General features: G+C 66.0%; 19 protein-coding genes. 4 read left to right on the forward strand and 15 right to left on the reverse strand.

Annotated features, from left to right (window positions below; genetic code table 11):
• Positions 1–42 precede the first annotated feature (42 nt).
• From AABA84_RS28500 to AABA84_RS28510, 3 genes are all read left to right on the forward strand, one after another.
• Positions 43–834, forward strand: a complete 792-nt coding sequence (locus AABA84_RS28500) for an IclR family transcriptional regulator (protein ID WP_338313814.1) — start codon at positions 43–45, stop codon at positions 832–834.
• Between the two features lie 194 nt (positions 835–1,028).
• The gene (locus AABA84_RS28505; protein WP_338313815.1) at positions 1,029–2,324 is read left to right on the forward strand and encodes an O-acetylhomoserine aminocarboxypropyltransferase; all 1,296 of its coding nucleotides are present in this window, start codon (positions 1,029–1,031) and stop codon (positions 2,322–2,324) included.
• A gap of 4 nt (positions 2,325–2,328) precedes the next feature.
• Positions 2,329–3,111, forward strand: a complete 783-nt coding sequence (locus AABA84_RS28510; RefSeq protein ID WP_338305804.1) for an alpha/beta fold hydrolase — start codon at positions 2,329–2,331, stop codon at positions 3,109–3,111.
• 13 nt (positions 3,112–3,124) lie between these two features.
• On the opposite strand, the gene AABA84_RS28515 is transcribed toward AABA84_RS28510, so the two are convergent.
• The 11 genes from AABA84_RS28515 to phnG all read right to left on the reverse strand — a co-directional run bounded on the left by AABA84_RS28515 (position 3,125) and on the right by phnG (position 11,729).
• Positions 3,125–4,078, reverse strand: a complete 954-nt coding sequence (locus AABA84_RS28515) for an aliphatic sulfonate ABC transporter substrate-binding protein (protein WP_338305805.1) — start codon at positions 4,076–4,078, stop codon at positions 3,125–3,127.
• A gap of 22 nt (positions 4,079–4,100) precedes the next feature.
• Positions 4,101–4,322 (reverse strand): hypothetical protein, encoded by a 222-nt coding sequence (locus AABA84_RS28520; RefSeq protein ID WP_212246025.1) that lies wholly within the window; start codon positions 4,320–4,322, stop codon positions 4,101–4,103.
• Between the two features lie 472 nt (positions 4,323–4,794).
• Positions 4,795–5,406, reverse strand: coding sequence for a pyridoxamine 5'-phosphate oxidase family protein (locus AABA84_RS28525; RefSeq protein ID WP_338305807.1), 612 nt, complete (start codon positions 5,404–5,406; stop codon positions 4,795–4,797).
• A gap of 22 nt (positions 5,407–5,428) precedes the next feature.
• Complete coding sequence (gene phnN, locus AABA84_RS28530; RefSeq protein ID WP_338313816.1) at positions 5,429–6,025, reverse strand: phosphonate metabolism protein/1,5-bisphosphokinase (PRPP-forming) PhnN; 597 nt, start codon at positions 6,023–6,025, stop codon at positions 5,429–5,431.
• Positions 6,022–7,179 (reverse strand): alpha-D-ribose 1-methylphosphonate 5-triphosphate diphosphatase, encoded by a 1,158-nt coding sequence (locus tag AABA84_RS28535; protein ID WP_338305810.1) that lies wholly within the window; start codon positions 7,177–7,179, stop codon positions 6,022–6,024. The genes phnN and AABA84_RS28535 overlap by 4 nt, the downstream gene beginning before the upstream one ends.
• 11 nt (positions 7,180–7,190) lie before the next feature.
• The gene (gene phnL / locus AABA84_RS28540; protein WP_338313851.1) at positions 7,191–7,889 is read right to left on the reverse strand and encodes a phosphonate C-P lyase system protein PhnL; all 699 of its coding nucleotides are present in this window, start codon (positions 7,887–7,889) and stop codon (positions 7,191–7,193) included.
• A gap of 22 nt (positions 7,890–7,911) precedes the next feature.
• Complete coding sequence (phnK, locus tag AABA84_RS28545; RefSeq protein ID WP_338313817.1) at positions 7,912–8,709, reverse strand: phosphonate C-P lyase system protein PhnK; 798 nt, start codon at positions 8,707–8,709, stop codon at positions 7,912–7,914.
• A complete protein-coding gene (locus AABA84_RS28550; RefSeq protein ID WP_212246033.1) occupies positions 8,702–9,598 on the reverse strand; it encodes an alpha-D-ribose 1-methylphosphonate 5-phosphate C-P-lyase PhnJ in 897 nt (298 codons plus the stop codon). Before AABA84_RS28550 ends, phnK begins: the two co-directional genes overlap by 8 nt.
• Positions 9,595–10,698: a carbon-phosphorus lyase complex subunit PhnI gene (locus tag AABA84_RS28555; RefSeq protein ID WP_212246035.1), complete on the reverse strand. Its 1,104-nt coding sequence runs from the start codon at positions 10,696–10,698 to the stop codon at positions 9,595–9,597. Before AABA84_RS28555 ends, AABA84_RS28550 begins: the two co-directional genes overlap by 4 nt.
• Before the next feature lie 4 nt (positions 10,699–10,702).
• Positions 10,703–11,311 carry a phosphonate C-P lyase system protein PhnH gene (gene phnH / locus AABA84_RS28560; RefSeq protein WP_338313818.1) on the reverse strand — a complete coding sequence of 203 codons (609 nt, stop codon included), beginning with the start codon at positions 11,309–11,311 and terminating at the stop codon, positions 10,703–10,705.
• Between the two features lie 4 nt (positions 11,312–11,315).
• Entirely contained in the window at positions 11,316–11,729 is a 414-nt protein-coding gene (phnG, locus tag AABA84_RS28565; RefSeq protein ID WP_445083429.1) for a phosphonate C-P lyase system protein PhnG, read from the reverse strand.
• 170 nt (positions 11,730–11,899) lie between these two features.
• Between phnG and phnF the strand changes: the two genes are divergently transcribed.
• Entirely contained in the window at positions 11,900–12,628 is a 729-nt protein-coding gene (gene phnF, locus AABA84_RS28570; protein ID WP_212246041.1) for a phosphonate metabolism transcriptional regulator PhnF, read from the forward strand.
• 121 nt (positions 12,629–12,749) lie between these two features.
• Here phnF and phnE (AABA84_RS28575) read toward each other — a convergent pair whose 3' ends face one another.
• The 4 genes from phnE (AABA84_RS28575) to phnC form a co-directional block, all read right to left on the reverse strand.
• Positions 12,750–13,598 carry a phosphonate ABC transporter, permease protein PhnE gene (gene phnE / locus AABA84_RS28575; protein WP_338313819.1) on the reverse strand — a complete coding sequence of 283 codons (849 nt, stop codon included), beginning with the start codon at positions 13,596–13,598 and terminating at the stop codon, positions 12,750–12,752.
• Positions 13,595–14,479, reverse strand: coding sequence for a phosphonate ABC transporter, permease protein PhnE (gene phnE / locus AABA84_RS28580; protein ID WP_338313820.1), 885 nt, complete (start codon positions 14,477–14,479; stop codon positions 13,595–13,597). The genes phnE (AABA84_RS28575) and phnE (AABA84_RS28580) overlap by 4 nt, the downstream gene beginning before the upstream one ends.
• A gap of 73 nt (positions 14,480–14,552) precedes the next feature.
• Positions 14,553–15,488: a phosphonate ABC transporter substrate-binding protein gene (gene phnD / locus AABA84_RS28585; RefSeq protein WP_338305817.1), complete on the reverse strand. Its 936-nt coding sequence runs from the start codon at positions 15,486–15,488 to the stop codon at positions 14,553–14,555.
• Between the two features lie 62 nt (positions 15,489–15,550).
• On the reverse strand, positions 15,551–16,360 hold the full coding sequence (gene phnC / locus AABA84_RS28590) for a phosphonate ABC transporter ATP-binding protein (protein WP_338305818.1): 810 nt from the start codon (positions 16,358–16,360) through the stop codon (positions 15,551–15,553).
• Positions 16,361–16,475: the final 115 nt, after the last annotated feature.

Below are 16,475 nucleotides of genomic sequence, written 5' to 3' on the forward strand. Positions count from 1 at the left end.
CGCTTGTCCTGTCGAGTGAATTGTGGCGTTCTTGTCCATATTATGGACAGACCCAAATTCGCCCGTCACGCGACATCACCGCGGCAGGGCGCGCAGGCGATCCGGCGCGCGCTCGCCGTGCTGCGCATTCTCGCCGCAGGCCGCGAGGCCGGTGTGCCATTGGCCGAGGTGATCCAGGCGACCGGCCTCACCCGTCCGACCGTGCACCGCATCGTCCACGTGCTGATCGAGGAAGGCATCGTCGAGCGGCACGAGCGGACCGGCCGCTACGCGATCGGCAATCAAGTTCCGGAACTGGCGCTGGCACGGCCGCGGCCGTCGCGGCTCTTGATCGCCGCCAATCCGTCGCTGCAACGCGCATCCACCGAGATCGGCGACACGCTGTTCCTGACGGTGCGCACCGGCAACGACACGCTGTGCGTCGATCGCAGGATCGGAATCTATCCGATCCAGGTGCTGTCGATCGAGGTCGGCGCACGCCGGCCACTCGGCGTCTCCAGTGCGGGCGTCGCCATCCTCGCCGCGATGCCGGCGCAAGACGCGCGAAAGATCGTCGCAGCCAACGAAAAGAGGTTCGAGGCTTACAAGACCGATGTGGCGACGGTCCTCGGCGAGGTCACCGCCGCGCGACGGCTGGGATACGGCCTGAGGGAGACTGGCCTCGTGCAGGGCACGAAATCGATCTCGACCTGGATCAAGACCCCGGATGGACAGCCGGCCGCGGCGATGACGGTCTCCGCGGTGCGAACGAGGCTCGGCCCCCGCCGCGAGCAGGAGGTCGCGGAGATCCTGCTGCGGGAGGCGCGGATCATCGAGCAGGCGATCGGGGGCTAGCTTCGCTTCAATACCACATCGTCATGGCCGGGCTTGTCCCGGCCATCCACGCCTTTCCCCATGGCATTAGAACGTGGATGCCCGGGACAAGCCCAGGCATGACGACCTCTTGCGGTGAGCTGTCAATGGGCTGACTTCGTGCGCATTTTTATGGCACAACGCCCCCATCGCCGACCGACCAAACGAGGCCCCGCATGCCCGCGCCAAAACCGCCCGCCTTCGAGACCCTGAGCCTGCATGCGGGCCAGCATCCGGATCCCGCAACCGGGGCCCGCGCGGTGCCGATCTACCAGACCACGTCCTACGTGTTCCAGGATTCCGACCACGCTGCGGCGCTGTTCAATCTGGAGCGCGCCGGCCACATCTATACGCGCATCTCCAATCCGACCACCGGCGTGCTGGAGGAGCGGCTCGCGGCGCTGGAAGGCGGCGTCGGCGCGATCTGCACCGCGAGCGGCATGGCCGCGCTGCATCTGGCCATCGCGACGCTGCTGAGCGCCGGCGACCACATCGTGGCGTCGAGCTCGCTCTATGGCGGCACCATCAACCTGCTGGCGCACACGCTGCCGCGCTTCGGCATCACGACGACCTTCGTGAAGCCGCGCGATCTCGACGCGTTCCGCGCGGCGATCAAGCCCAACACCAAGCTCGTCATCGGCGAGACCATCGGCAATCCCGGGCTCGAGGTGCTGGACATCCCCAAGGTCGCTCAGATCGCACATGAGGCGAAGATCCCGCTGCTGATCGACAACACCTTTGCCACGCCCTATCTCAGCCGGCCCATCGAGCTCGGCGCCGACATCGTCATGCATTCGGCGACCAAATGGATCGGCGGTCACGGCATCGCGATCGGCGGCGCCATCGTCGACGGCGGCCGCTTCGACTGGCGCGGCTCCGGCAAGTTCGCCGTGCTGACCGAGCCCTATGGTGGCTATCACGGCATCGTCTTCGACGAGCAGTTCGGCACGGCGGCCTTCATCATGCGCGCGCGCACCGAGGGCCTGCGCGATTTCGGCGCCTGCCTGTCGCCCACCAACGCGTTCCAGCTGTTGCAGGGCGTCGAGACGTTGGGCGTGCGCATGGACCGCCACATGCAGAACACGCATCTCGTGCTGGAAGCCCTGAAGGCCAACAAGGCTGTCGACTGGGTGCTGCATCCCGCGCTGGAGACGCACACGGACTATCAGCTCGCAAAGCAGCTGCTGCCGCGCGGCGCCGGCTCGATCATCTCCTTCGGCATCAAGGGCGGGCGGCCTGCAGGACGCAAGTTCATCGAATCGCTGCGCATGATCAGTCACCTCGCCAATGTCGGCGATGCCAAGACGCTGGTGATCCACCCGGCGTCGACCACCCATCAGCAGATGGATGCCGAGCAGCTTAGGGACGCCGGCATCGGCGAGGAGCTGGTGCGGCTGTCGGTCGGCATCGAGACGGCCAGCGACATCATCGACGATCTGGCGCAGGCGCTGCGCATCTCGCAAAAGGTCTGACACCATGAAGCTCTCCGTCAACGGCCTTGATGTGTTCGCCGCAACCGGCGGCCGCGACTTCGACAAGTCGCTGCCCGCTGTCGTCTTCATCCACGGCGCCGGCTTCGACCATTCGACCTGGGCGCTGCACACGCGCTGGTTCGCCCACCACGGCTTTGGCGTGCTGGCGCCGGACCTTCCAGGTCACGGCCGCTCGGCCAGTCCCTCGCTCGGCAGCATTGCCGCGATGGCCGACTGGACCGCGGCACTACTCGATGCGGCAGGAGCCGCGAAGGCGCATCTGATCGGCCATTCCATGGGATCGCTGATCTCGCTGGAGACGGCGGCCCGTCACCCCGACAAGGTCTCGGCGCTGAGCCTGATCGGCACCGCAGCGACCATGACGGTCGGCCCGGATTTGCTGAAGGCCGCCGAGGCCAACTCACAGGATGCCAACGACATGGTCTCGATCTGGGGCCTCGGCTTCAACGCGGAGCTCGGCGGCAGCCTCGCCCCGGGCCTGTGGATGCATGGCGGCGCGCAGGCGGTGCTGAAGTCTTGCGAGCCGGGCGTGCTGTTCAGGGATCTCTCGGCCTGCAATGCCTATGCGAATGCGCTCGCCGCAGCCGCGAGCGTGAAGGTGCCGACGACATTGATTCTCGGCGAACGCGACATGATGACCCCGGCGAAGGCGGGCAAGGCGCTTGCGGCCGCCATCCCGCATGCGAAGACGGTCGTGGTGCCTGGCGCCGGCCACATGATCATGGCCGAGCGCCCGGATGAACTGCTGGCGGCGCTGAAGGGCTAGGACTCGCCCGGCCTCAGGACCCCGGCGTCCACTTCCAGACGATGTCGGAGACGTTGACCGGCTTCGGGATCAGGCCGAGCTTTGCAAAGCGATCGGCGACGGCCTGCTGGGTCTTGATCACCTCGGCGTCGAGCGGCACCACGCTGTAAGTCGATCGATTGACGAAGCGGCGGACGGCCTCGATGTCGACACCAGTCGCCTCGGACTGCGCCTTCGCGACCTCCTCGTGATGTGAGTTCGCCCAGGCGCCTTCGGAGGCGAAGCTGGTGTTGAGCCTGGCGACCAGCGACGGATATTTTTCGACGAAATCCGTGTTGGCGATGTAGTAGGCGTTCGGCTTGTGCACGTCCTTGTCGAACGCGATCACCCGCGCGCCCTCCTTCAGTTCGGCGAGCGCGAGATAGGGATCCCAGATCGACCAGGCGTCGACCGAGCCCTTGACGAAGGCCGCGGTCGCATCAGCCGGCGCGAGCGGTGCCGGCGTAATATCGGACCAGGACAGCCCCGCCTTCTCGAGCGATGCGACCAGCAGATTGTGCGCGCTCGATCCCTTGCCGAAGGCGACGCGCTTGCCCTCGAGATCGGCGAGCGTCTTGATCGCCGAATCCTTCGGCACGATGATCGCCTGATTGTCGCCTTCGGACTTCACAGCCGCGACGTAGCGGATCCTGGCGCCGCCCGCCTGCGCGAATATCGGCGGTGTATCGCCGACGAAGCCGAAATCGACGCTACCGACATTGATGGCCTCCAGCAGCGGCGGACCGAATTGGAAGTCGATCCACTTGACCTCGATGCCGAGCGGCCTGAAAGCGTTCTCGAGCGTCTGACGCTGCCGCACCGCCGGGAAGAAGCCGCCCTTCTGCGTGCCGATCCGGATTTCCGCCGGCTTGTCCTCGGCGTGCGCGGACACATTGAATGCGGTCGCGACGAGCAGCGCTGCGGTCAGAAGATAGCGTCGTGCAATCATGTTGCGTTCCTTTGCGTTGGATTCAGTTGGCGAAGAGTGAGGAGTTCGCGCGCCGGCTCCGCTCGGAGAGCACCGCGCGGGCCGCGCGCTCGGCCTCTCGCGCCGAGCGGAACTGACGGCCTTCGAGGCTGTCGAACAGGCGCTCGGAGGAGAAGAAGCGGAAGCCGCGGGCATCCCTCGTGACGATGCCGGCGGCACGGTCGTGGATCTCGATGATGTAGGCGTTGGACTGGGCCTGAGACATGACTGCTCGTTCGCCGGAATTCCGGCGCTCCTGACTTGCAAATTTGCGGTGTGGATGTTGCTAGGACGCGGTCAGCAACAGCAACAGGCGCCCGTCGCCGCCGAGAAACAGCGCCGCGTCATGCACGCATGCATGTCATTGGAATTGCGCTGGCGATCGGTTCTCATGGTGCGGCTTGGACTCGAGGAGCAGCTTCGATGTCGCAAATATCCGGCGATTGCCGCGATTGGTCAATGAAATGGCTATCCATATTTGCGGGCCGCGCGCGAGCGCGCTTCTCCCGTGACGAGCGGGGACAGCCGGATTCATCTCGCGCGATCAACGATCGTCGTCTGCGAGACGCCGGGCTTTCGTAGGGTGGGCAAAGCCGAGCGTGCCCACGATTTCTATCGCAGAGTTGGATAGGTGGTGGGCACGGCGCAAACGCGCCTTTGCCCACCCTACGATTCCGGACTTGCTGAGCGTACGGTGCTCACCACATCGTCGCAGCAGCCCGTTCCGGCCAGATGCGATCGTACTCTGCGCCGCCGACCTGGTTGTCGCTCATCTCGGCGAGGATCTGGCCCGGCGTCGGCAGCGTCTTCGGATCGATACGCTTGTCAGGATTCCAGAGGTCGGAGCGAACGATGGCGCGGGCGCACTGGAAGTAGATCTCGTCGACCTTCATCACCATGACGCTGCGCGGCGCCTTGCCCTCGACCTTGAACGAGGCCAGCAGCTCGGGATCGACCGAGAGATGGGCGCGGCCGTTGGCGCGAACCGCATTGCCGGAGCCGGGGATCAGGAACATCAGCGACACCCTGGGATCGCGCACGATGTTGCGCAAGGAGTCGACACGATTATTGCCGCGGCGGTCCGGCAGCATCAGCGTGTTGGGATCATGGATCCGGACAAAGCCGGGCAAGTCGCCCCGCGGCGAGCAGTCGATGCCTTCCGGCCCGATGGTGGCGAGCGCGGCGAACGGCGCCTTCTCGATGAAGATGCGGTAGAGCGGCGTGACATGGTCGGCGACTTTCACGGTCGAGGCGTCGTTGGTGGCACCGTAGATGGCCTCCAGCTGTTCGATCGTTTCGATCACCGACATTCCATTCTCCCTGCTGCAGTGGCTAATCGCGCCAGCCTTCGTTCCTGATCACGCGCACGAGCTGGCGGGCGTGATACTCGGCGCTGCCGGCATTGAGGATGGTGACGTCCGCCTGCGCCGACCTGTCGTCCACGCTGCGGTTGAGGCGTTCGGCGATATTGCCGTCGCTCTGTCGCGCGCGCGCGGCCAGCCGCGCGGCCAGCACATCCGGCGGCGCCGTGATCGCGACGACGATGACGTTGGCGTAGGTCTGGCGCAGCGCGCCGATCACCATGCGCGAGACGTTGGCGACGACCGTGCGACCGGCGCGGATATCCTCGTTGATGTCGAGCGGCAGCGCATAGGAATGCCCGTGGGCGTCCCAATGCACGGCGAAGTCGCCATGCTCGCACGCGCGGCGGAATTCGTCGAAGCCGAGCGCGACATTGTCTTCGTCGGCGGAGGATTCGCGCGTCACGATTCGGCGCGGGAAGACAATGCCGTGATCGTCAGCACAGGCCGCCTGCGCCAGCCGCAGCAGCGTGTCCTTGCCGGCGCCGCTGGGACCGACCACGAGCACGAGCCGGCCGGGACCGATCGCGCCCGCATCGTCCTGCGCCATGGCCGGGATCTCGTTCATGCGACGCGGCTTCCTTCGCGCCAGACGCTGCGGACGACGGGAACACTGCCGGCAACATGCACGCGAATGAGGTCGGCGCGCTTGCCGATCGCGACCTCGCCGCGGTCGGTGAGGCCCACCGCTTCCGCGGGCGCCTTCGTCACGGTGCGGATCGCCGCGGGAAGGCCGATGGCGGGCACATGCTCGGGCAATTGCAGCGCGCCCATCAAGAGGCTCGACGGAATGTAGTCCGACGACAGGATATCGAGCAGGCCCTCGCGGGCGAGATCGACGGCGGCAATGTTGCCGGAGTGCGAGCCGCCGCGCACGACGTTGGGCGCGCCCATCAGGATGTCGATGCCGGCCTCGTGCAAGCCGCGCGCGGCCTCCAGCGTGGTCGGGAATTCTGCCACCGAGACGCGGTCGCGTACGGCGTCCGCGACGTTCTCCTCGGTGGTGTCGTCGTGGCTGGCGAGCGGAATCTGGTACTGATGTGCCAGCGACACGATCTCGCGCATATTGGTCGCGGCATATTGCTTCTGGTACTCGAAGCGCTTTGCGAACAGCTCGTCGAGCTCGGCATCGGTCTTGCCGCCGTTCTTGCCGCGGTAATAGTCGCGCAGCTTGCCTTCATCGCGAAACTGGCGCTGACCGGGCGTGTGATCCATCAGCGACATCAGCTTGACGTCGGGGCGGTCGATCAGCTCCCTGGCCTCCTCGACCACGCTCGGCATCGGGATCTCGCAGCGCAGATGCAGGAAGTGGTCGGCGCGCAGCAGGCTGGCGTCACGCGCGGTCGTGATCGCGGCGGCGAGCACGCCGGCGCGGCCGTCCACTTCCTCGGCGCCGTCCTCGCGCCAGACCCGGAGCGAATCGAACACGGTGGTGATGCCCGACGTCGCGAGCTGGCCGTCATAGGAGATCACGGCAGCAACCGGATTCCAGAACACTTTTGGGCGCGGCACGTAATGGGCTTCGAGATGATCGGTGTGCAGCTCGATCAGGCCCGGCATGATCAAATCGCCGCCAGCGTCCTCGGCACCCGCAGGCGCCCTGCCCTCGCCGATCTCGGCGATGCGCCCGTCGGCAAGAGCGACCCAGCCCTGCTCGATCACCCGGTCGGCCAGCACGATCCTGGCGTTGGCGATCACAATGTCCTTCGGCTTGGCGTTCATATCCATTTCCCTCAGGCCGCGGCGGCGAAGCTGGTGACGTCGACGATGCGGTCGGCAATCAGATGACGGATTTCGTCGTCATGGACAATGGCGACCATGGCGACGCCCTGGCGTTTCTTCTCGGCGACCAGCTCGACCACGACGGCGCGGTTGGCGGCATCGAGCGAGGCGGTCGGCTCGTCCAGCAGCAGGATCGGCAGGTCCGAGATGAAGCCGCGCGCGATGTTGACGCGCTGCTGCTCGCCGCCGGAAAAGGTCGCGGGCGGAAGCTGCCACAGGCGCTCGGGGATGTTGAGGCGGTGCAGCAGGCTGCCGGCGCGCTGCTGCGCCTCAGTGCGGGCCATGCCGTTCACGATCAGCGGCTCAGCGACGACGTCGATGGTGGCCACGCGCGGCACCGCGCGGAGGAACTGGCTGACATAGCCGATGGTGGAGCGGCGGACGTTGAGGATCTGCCGCGGCTCGGCGCTGGCGAGATCGATCACCGCGCCGCGATGGCGGATGCCGATACGGCCGCTATCGCAGCGGTAGTTGCCGAAGATCATTTTCAGGATCGAGGACTTGCCGGCGCCGGATGGCCCGGAGAGCACGACGCACTCGCCGGGATTGACCTGGAAGGTCACACCGCTGACGACAGGCAATTCGATGCCGCCCTGCAGGTGCATGGTGAAGGTCTTGTTGGCGTTGGCGACGTCGATCATGGCGGTCATCGGGCGGCTCATCTGGGAAATCTCATGGCGGCAGAATCGAGGAGACGAGGAGTTGCGTATAGGGCTCGCGGGGATCGTCGAGGACCTGATCGGTCAGGCCGGTTTCGATGACGCGGCCGCCCCTCATCACCATCACGCGGTGCGACAACAGCCGCGCGACCGCGAGGTCGTGGGTGACGATGATGACGGCGAGCTGCAGCTCGGCGACGAGGCTACGCAGGAGGTCAAGCAGGCGTGCCTGCACCGACACGTCGAGGCCGCCGGTCGGCTCATCCATGAACACCAGCCGCGGCTCGGTGACGAGGTTGCGCGCGATCTGGAGACGCTGGCGCATGCCGCCGGAATAGGTGCGCGGCGCATCGTCGATGCGCGCGGTGTCGATCTCGACGCGGGTCAGCCAGTCGGACGCAGTCTGGCGGATGCGGCCATAGTGATTCCAACCCACCGCCATCAGCCGCTCGCCGACATTGGCGCCGGCCGAGACCGCCATGCGCAAACCCTGGGCGGGATCCTGATGCACGAAGCCCCAGTCGGTCCGGTACAGGAAGCGCCGCTCGGCTTCGCCAAGCGAGGCGAGATCGCGAGCGACACCGTCGCGCATCCGATAGGACACATGGCCGCCGCTGGCCGCGAGCTGGCCCGACAGGAGCTGCAGCAGCGTCGACTTGCCCGAACCTGATTCGCCGACGATCGCCAGCACTTCGCCGGGATAGAGCGAGAACGACACGTCGCAGCACGCGGCGATGCGGCCGAAGGATTTGCTGAGGGATTTTGCGACCAGCAGCGGCTCATCGGTCTCGCGCATGTCTTGATCAGCCATTTGATTCCCCCTGCGCCTTCTCCTTGTACGGCGCGGCGCTGAGGCTGCCGTGATGGCCGGCGGCCTGGCGGCCCTCGCAATAGTCGGTGTCCGAGCACACGAACATCCGTCCGCCCTTGTCGTCGGTGACGATCTCGTCGAGATAGGAATTTTCAGCGGCGCACAGCGCGCAGGGCGCGTTGAAGCGGTAGGGCTCGAACGGATGATCCTCGAAATCGAGCGACACCACCTGCGTATAGGGCGGGATCGCATAGATGCGCTTCTCGCGGCCGGCGCCGAACAATTGCAGCGCCGGGCAATTGTCCATCTTGGGATTGTCGAATTTCGGCGTCGGCGACGGATCCATCACGTAGCGCGCGTTGACCTTGACCGGATAGGCGTAGGCGGTGGCAATGTGGCCGAAGCGGGCGATGTCCTCATAGAGCTTCACATGCATCAGGCCGTATTCGGCGAGTGCATGCATGCGCCGCGTCTCGGTCTCGCGCGGCTCGAGGAAACGCAACGGCTCGGGGATCGGCACCTGATAGACCAGCACCTGGTTCTCGTTCAGTGTCGTCTCGGGGATGCGGTGGCGGGTCTGGATCACGGTTGCCTCATCCGTCGCCGTGGTCGTGGCGACGCCCGCGGTCTTGGCGAAGAATTTTCGGATCGAGATCGCGTTGGTGGTGTCGTCGGAGCCCTGGTCGATCACCTTCAGCACGTCCTGGGGACCGAGGATCGCAGCGGTGACCTGCACGCCGCCGGTGCCCCAGCCATAGGGCATCGGCATCTCGCGGCTGGCGAACGGCACCTGATAACCGGGAATCGCGATCGCCTTCAGGATGGCGCGGCGGATCATCCGCTTGGTCTGCTCGTCGAGATAGGCGAAATTGTAGGCGGGCGCGTTCATTCCGCGGCCTCCTTCATGGCGTCAGGCGCCTGGGCATCGGAAAATTCCTGGCGCAGCTTGCGGAGCAGGCCGAGCTCGGACTGGAAGTCGACATAATGCGGCAGCTTCAGATGCTCGACGAAGCCGGTGGCCTGGACGTTGTCCGAATGCGACATCACGAATTCTTCATCTTGCGCCGGGGCCAGTGCCTCCTCGCCCAGCTCGCGGGCGCGCAGCGCGCGATCCACCAGCGCCATCGACATGGTCTTGCGCTCGCTCTGGCCGAAGGCGAGGCCATAGCCGCGGGTGAAGCACGGCGCCTCCGTCGCGGAGCCCTTGAACTGGTTGACCATCTGGCACTCGGTGAGCTCGATCGACCCGAGCGGCACGGCGAAGCCGACGTCTTCCGCCAAGAATTCCACCTCGACCTCGCCGAAGCGAATCTCGCCGGCGAAGGGATGGTTGCGGCCATAGCCGCGCTGGGTGGAATAGCCCATCGCCAGCAGGAATCCTTCGTCGCCGCGCGCGAGGTTTTGCAGGCGCAGATCGCGATCCGCCGGGAAATTCAGCGGCTCGCGGGTGAGATCGCCGACGCTGGCGCCGTCCTCGGCCTGCGGCGAGGATTCGATCAGCCCGTCGCGGCCGAGAATGTCGGTCACGCGCGGCGTCGGCGCCGTCGACGCTTCCGCCATTGCCGGCGCCTCCGGCACAAAGCCTTGCGCGAGCGCGGGATCGAGCAGGCGATGGGTGTAATCGAAGGTCGGCCCGAGGATCTGTCCGCCTGGAATGTCCTTGAAGGTCGAGGACACCCGCCGCTGCACGCGCATGGCGCCGGTGTCGACCGGCTCGCTGGCGCCGAAGCGCGGCATCGTGGCGCGGAAGGCGCGGACCAGGAAGATCGCCTCGATCAGGTCGCCGCGCGCCTGCTTGATCGCGAGCGCCGCGAGCTCGCGGTCATAGAGCGAGCCTTCGCTCATGACGCGGTCGACGGCGAGCCCAAGCTGTTCCGAGATCTGGTCGAGCGTGAGCTCCGGAACGCCTTGGTCGCCGCGCCGCTTATCTGCGAGCAGGCGATGGGCGTTCTCGATGGCGCGCTCGCCGCCCTTCACTGCGACATACATGCTTCTAGCTTCCCTTGCTCACGATTCGCGTGGTGCGGGGGATCGCGACCACGGCGTCGTCGGCGACCAGCACCACATCGATGCCGCGCGGAAACAGCGCCTCGTTGACCCGCAGGCGCTCGAACAGATCGAACGGCTTGACCGACGCCTGGAGCATCGCGGCGCCGTCGATGCCGGGACCGCGCAGCTCGAAGCTGCGGCCTGCGTCGAGGCTGTCGACCTGGAGGATCAATGTGGTGGATCGATCCGGATATTCGCTGGTCCCGAGCGCGAAGCGTTCGAGCGGCGGCAGCGCACCGCCGTCACTGATCAGCGCAAAGCTCGCGATCGAGGAATCCTGCACCACCGGCGCGCCGGTGTGAAACTTCAGCCATTTCACCACGTCCGAGCTCTCCGCCATCCGCGCGTCGAGCCAGAGCGGCGTGTCGTGGTCGAACAGCGTCAGCGCGATCGCGGCGGTGCCGCGCATCATCGTATCCGGCTTTCCAGCCATCGGGACGATGCGCTGGACCGAGCCGGGCCGCGCCATCGCGTCCATCACCGAGCGAAAGGTCGATTGCGCCGACAGCACCTTGTCGGCGAAACCCGGTGGCAGTTCCGCAATCGTGGTCATGATCTCACCCCTCACCGCGCACCATGGTGTAGAAATCAACCTTCGTCGCAGCGGTCTCGGCCGCCGCCTGCTTGCGGCGAATCATAAGCTGCTCGCGCAACGGCGCGATTACGTCCCGCTCGACCGACGCGCCGAAATCGCGCGACTGCGCCAGCGCGTCGCACAGCGCGATCAGCCGCGCCTTCTCGCCGTCGCGCCCGAGCGTGTAGCCGAACCCGACCTCGCCGCTGGCCAGCCGGACCGCGGCGCGCGACACGGTCGCTTCGCCGAGATTGAAGGGCGCGCCGTCGCCGCCGACCCGGCCACGCAGCATGACGAGGCCGTTTTCCGGCGCCCGCAGGTCCTGATGGTCCGGAAGAGCCAAGTCGCGGAGGCGGGCGGCGATCTCGCCCGCCTCCGCGTGCGCCAGCACGGCCATGGCGGCCTGGCGCTGGGCTTGCTGGTTGTTGTGCTGGGTCACTTGATCTACCGAACTTTCCGACGAACTTGCCGCATCGAAGTTGTCTATGATAATAGACAACTTCATACGGAAGCGCCATGACTGTTTCGTGACAAAGGCGCGATTTCTGGGCTAGGCTGACCGGCGATATGAGCATGCAAGACACTGCGTCGTCCGGCGTCGCGCTATGGCGCCTCGTTGCCGACGGCATCGAGCGCGGCATCGCCGATGGCCGCTTTGCCGCCGGCGACAAATTGCCGGGCGAGATGGAGATCGCCGAGACTTATCGGGTGAACCGCCACACCGTGCGGCGCGCGCTGGCGGCCCTTGCCGAACGCGGCCTGGTGCGCGCCGAGCGCGGCAGCGGAACCTATGTCGAGGCTCAGAAGCTCGCCTATCCCTTGCGCTCGCGCACCCGCTTCTCCGAGATCGTCGGGGCCGGCGGCCGCGAGCCGCGCGGTCAGTTGATCGAGGCCACGGACGATGTCGCGACCCGCGAGCTGGCGCGCGAGCTCGGCTTGAAGGCCGGCGCGCCGCTGGTGCGGATCGAGGCGATCCGTCTTGCCGACCGCACGCCGATCTGCGTCTCCACCACCTGGCTGTCGGCGGAATTATTTCCAGGTGCCGGCGCCGTGTTCGCGGCGACACGCTCGATGACGAAGCTGCTGGAACATTACGGCGTCCGCGACTATCGCCGCGGCGCGACCCGAATCACCGCCGGCATCGTCGACGCAACCGACGCCGCCCGGCTCGATCTGGCGCTGGGACGACCGATCCTGGTGGTCGATGCGACCGACCACGATCTCGACGGCAAGCCGCTGATGACCAAGCATTCGCGCTTCGCGGCGGAGCGGGTTGAGTTTCTGGTGGAGCAGTAGGGTGGGTTAGCCTTGGGCTGCGCGAAGCGCAGTCCGGAGGCGTAACCCACCTCTTCTGTCTCCGCGGAGATAAACAGTGGTGGGTTACGCCTTCGGCTAACCCACCCTACGGCACCTTTGATCAGGCGACCGCCCTGCGCCCGATAATCGCAAAGCGCAGCTTGCCCGAGACGAAATCGATCGCGGCGACCGCGACCAGGATCATCAGGATCAGGAACGACACCCTCTGCCATTCCAGCACGCGGATCTGCTCGGCGAGCTGGAGGCCGATGCCGCCGGCGCCGACGATGCCGATGATGGTGGCCGAGCGCGTGTTGGATTCGATGAAATAGAGCACCTGGCCCGCGATCACGGGCAGGACCTGCGGCAACAGACCAAAACGGATCTCGTGCAGCGCGCTGCCGCCGGAGGCGCGGATGCCCTCGACCTGCTTCTGGTCGGCGCCCTCGATCGCTTCCGAGAACAGCTTTCCGAACGCGCCGAAATCCGACACCGCAATGGCGAGCACGCCCGCGAACGGGCCGAGCCCGACGACGTTGATCCACACCAGCGCCCAGATCAGCGTGTCGACGCCGCGGATCGAATCCAGGAATCGTCGCACGGGAAAGCGCAGGAGCTTCGACGGCACCACGTTGCGCGCGGCCAGCAGGCTGACGGGGAGTGCGAAGACGGCGGCGAGCGTGGTGCCAAGCAGTGCAATCGACAGCGTCTCGCCGAGTGCCTTCAGGTAGACTGGCAGCGACGAGCCGGGATCGGGCGGGATCATCATCAGGCTGATCCAGCCGAGCTGGCTGAGACCTGCGAAGAACCGCGACGGCGAGAAATCGAGATCGACCAGGCCGTAGACCAGGATCGCGAACGCCGCGACGATCATCGCCGGTGTGGCAAGCCGCGCCGAGGCCGGCCGGTCGAACACATCGGGGTAGCGCGCGCGAAGCGCTCGCGTGTCGACCGCTGGCTGCCTCGTCACGTCCGCGCCTCCTTGCCGAACAGGCGGCCGCGCAGCCAACCGGTGCCGATGTCGATGATGAAGACGGTGACGATGATCGTGAGCAGGATCGCGCTGACGTCGGAGTAGTAGAATTTTCGGATCGCGACGACGAGCTCCTGGCCGATGCCGCCGGCCCCGACGAAGCCCATCACCGAGGCCTCGCGGACGTTGATCTCGAAGCGCAGCAGGGCATAGCTGGCATAGCCCGCGGTCACCTGCGGCACGACGGCAAAACGCATGCAGGCCAGCCAGCTCGCGCCGGTCGAGCGAATGCCCTCGACCGGCTTCATGTCGGCGTTCTCGACGATCTCCGAGAACAGCTTTCCGAGCGCGCCGGTGGAATGGATCGCGATCGCCAGCACACCCGCCATCGGTCCGAGCCCGAAGGCGATCACGAAGATCAGCGCGAACACGATGCCGGGAACGGTGCGGGCAAATTCGAGCAGGCGCCGTACCGTGAAGCGCAGCCAGGGTGCGGGCGAGGTGTTCTCAGCCGCGAAGAAGTTCAGGCAAAATGCGAAGGTCGCGCCGATCAACGTGCCGACATAGGAGATCAGCAGCGTCTCGCCCAGCATCCTCAGCCATTTGCGCCAGCCCCAGAGCCACTCGCCGACATCGGTCCAGACGCGCTGGCCGTTGTCGAGCGTGAGGATGCGGTCGAAATAGCTGATGAAATTGCCGAAATAGGTGAAGAGCGTGCGCAGATTCACTTCCGCGCCGACCGCGGCGAGAAGCAGCGCGGCGGCGAACACCACAACTCCAAGCAGGAGACGGAGCCGCCTGCGCGCGACCGCCTGGCCATAGGCGGCGTTCAGCGCAGCCAATTGCTGCTCGGGGAGGATCGAAACCGCGATGGTCATTGGTCAAAGAGGACCCGTCAAAAGAGAAAGAGCCGGGTCCATCGACCCGGCTCCAGTGCGTCGTCCCAGAGAATCAGGACGCCTTCTTCTTGCGCAGCGCATCGACGAACTTGATCAGCTCGATCGTGCCATCCCAGTCCTTGGTGGTGGCGGGATGAAAACCCTTCTTCTGGCCGTCCTGGAGGCGATCGAAGGCCGCCTTGTCCTTGGCCGGCGCGTCGAAGAACGCCTTCGCGATCGCCGCCTTCGCCTCTTCGGGCAGGTCGGAATTGTAGGCGTAGGGGCCGTTGATGATCGGCGCCGACTTGTGGATGATGCGGAAGTCGTCCTTCTTCATCGCCGAGCCGTCGGCATTCTTCAGCATGCCCTTGGTCAGCATCTGCGCCAGCGTCGAATCGTCGTCGCTGGTCCACTGGTTGGCGGCGACGTCGACCGTGCCCTGCGCCAGCGCCAGCATCGCGTTCTCATGGCTGCCGGTGAACACGACCTTGCTGAAATAGGTGTCGGCATCCGCGATGCCCATCTTGTCCAGCTCGAAGCGCGGCACGTTGTTGCCGGAGGTCGAATTCGGGTCGACGAGGCCGAGGTTTTTGCCCTTGAGCTGATCGACGCTCTTGTAGGGGCTGCTCGCCTTGACGAAGAACACCGAGTAATAGCCGGTCGAGCCGTCGGCGTTGATGTCGTTGGCAAAGGCATCGGTCTTGACGCCGGTCAGGCGGGCGCGGGCGAACGAGGCCGAGCCGTAGCTCGCGATGTGGATGTTGCCCGCGCGCTGGCCCTCGATGACGGCGGCGTAGTCGTTGGCGATGCGCAGCGTGACCTTCACGCCCAATTCCTTGGACAGATAGTTCATGAACGGCGCCCAGCGCTCGGTGACGCCCGAGGCGTTTTCGGCCGGAATGACCGCGAAGGTCAGCTCGGGATATTTGGCTTTCCAGTCTTCGGCGAAAGCCGACGAGGCGAAGGCGAGCGCCGCGGCGCCGGCAAGAACGAGTCTACGAGTGATCATGATACCCTCTTCATCGGTTGGGGTCGGTTGACGCAAAAACTTGCAACTCAAACAGGCGCGGCTCAGGCGGCGGCCGCCGTTCCAAGTGCCGGGACGCCCGCGGGCGCCGGGACAGGCTTGGTGCCCATGACGTCTGCGGCTTCGAGATCGTAAAGCTCGCGCGCGACGTGGTCGGTCAGTGCGGCCGGCACGCCGTCGAACACCACCCGGCCCTGCGCCATGCCGATCAGGCGGTCGCAATAGCTGCGCGCCAGATCGAGCGAATGCAGATTGCAGATCACGGTGATGCCGAAGTGCTTGTTGATGCGCAGCAGCGCATCCATCACGATCTTGGTGTTGCGCGGATCGAGCGAGGCGATCGGCTCGTCGGCGAGGATGATGTCGGGCTGCTGCACCAGCGCACGCGCGATCGCGACGCGCTGCTGCTGGCCGCCGGAAAGCTGGTCGGCGCGCTGGGCGGCGAGCGATGCAATGTCGAACTGTTCGAGCGCCGACATCGCCAGCGCCTTGTCCTGCTCGGGCCACACTTGCGACAGCGAGCGCCAGGCCGGCATCGTCGCAAGCCGTCCCATCAGGACGTTGGTGAGGACATCGAGCCGGCCGACCAGGTTGAACTGCTGGAAGATCATGGCTGAGCGCGCCCGCCACTGCCGCAGCTCCTTGCCGCGCAGCGCGGTGACGTCGATGCCATCGAACAGGATGCGGCCCTGCGTCGGCGTCACGAGACGATTGATGGTTCGCAGCAGCGTCGACTTGCCGGCGCCGGACCGTCCGATCACACCGACGAAGCCGCCGGGGGAGACTTGAAACGAAGCGTCGTCCACCGCGGCTTTCGCGCCGAAGCGACACGTCAGACCTTCCACCACCAGCATGCAGGACTCCAGATTAGCTGGAGCCAACCGCTAACGCCCGTGCTTGACACTTGTGTGACACGGGCGTTGCAGTGCGGCGATGCTACACACCTCATCCCCTGTCATCACTGCGTCA

The sequence above is a fragment of the Bradyrhizobium sp. TM239 genome, assembly GCF_036247985.1.
Taxonomy (GTDB): Bacteria; Pseudomonadota; Alphaproteobacteria; order Rhizobiales; family Xanthobacteraceae; genus Bradyrhizobium; species Bradyrhizobium ottawaense.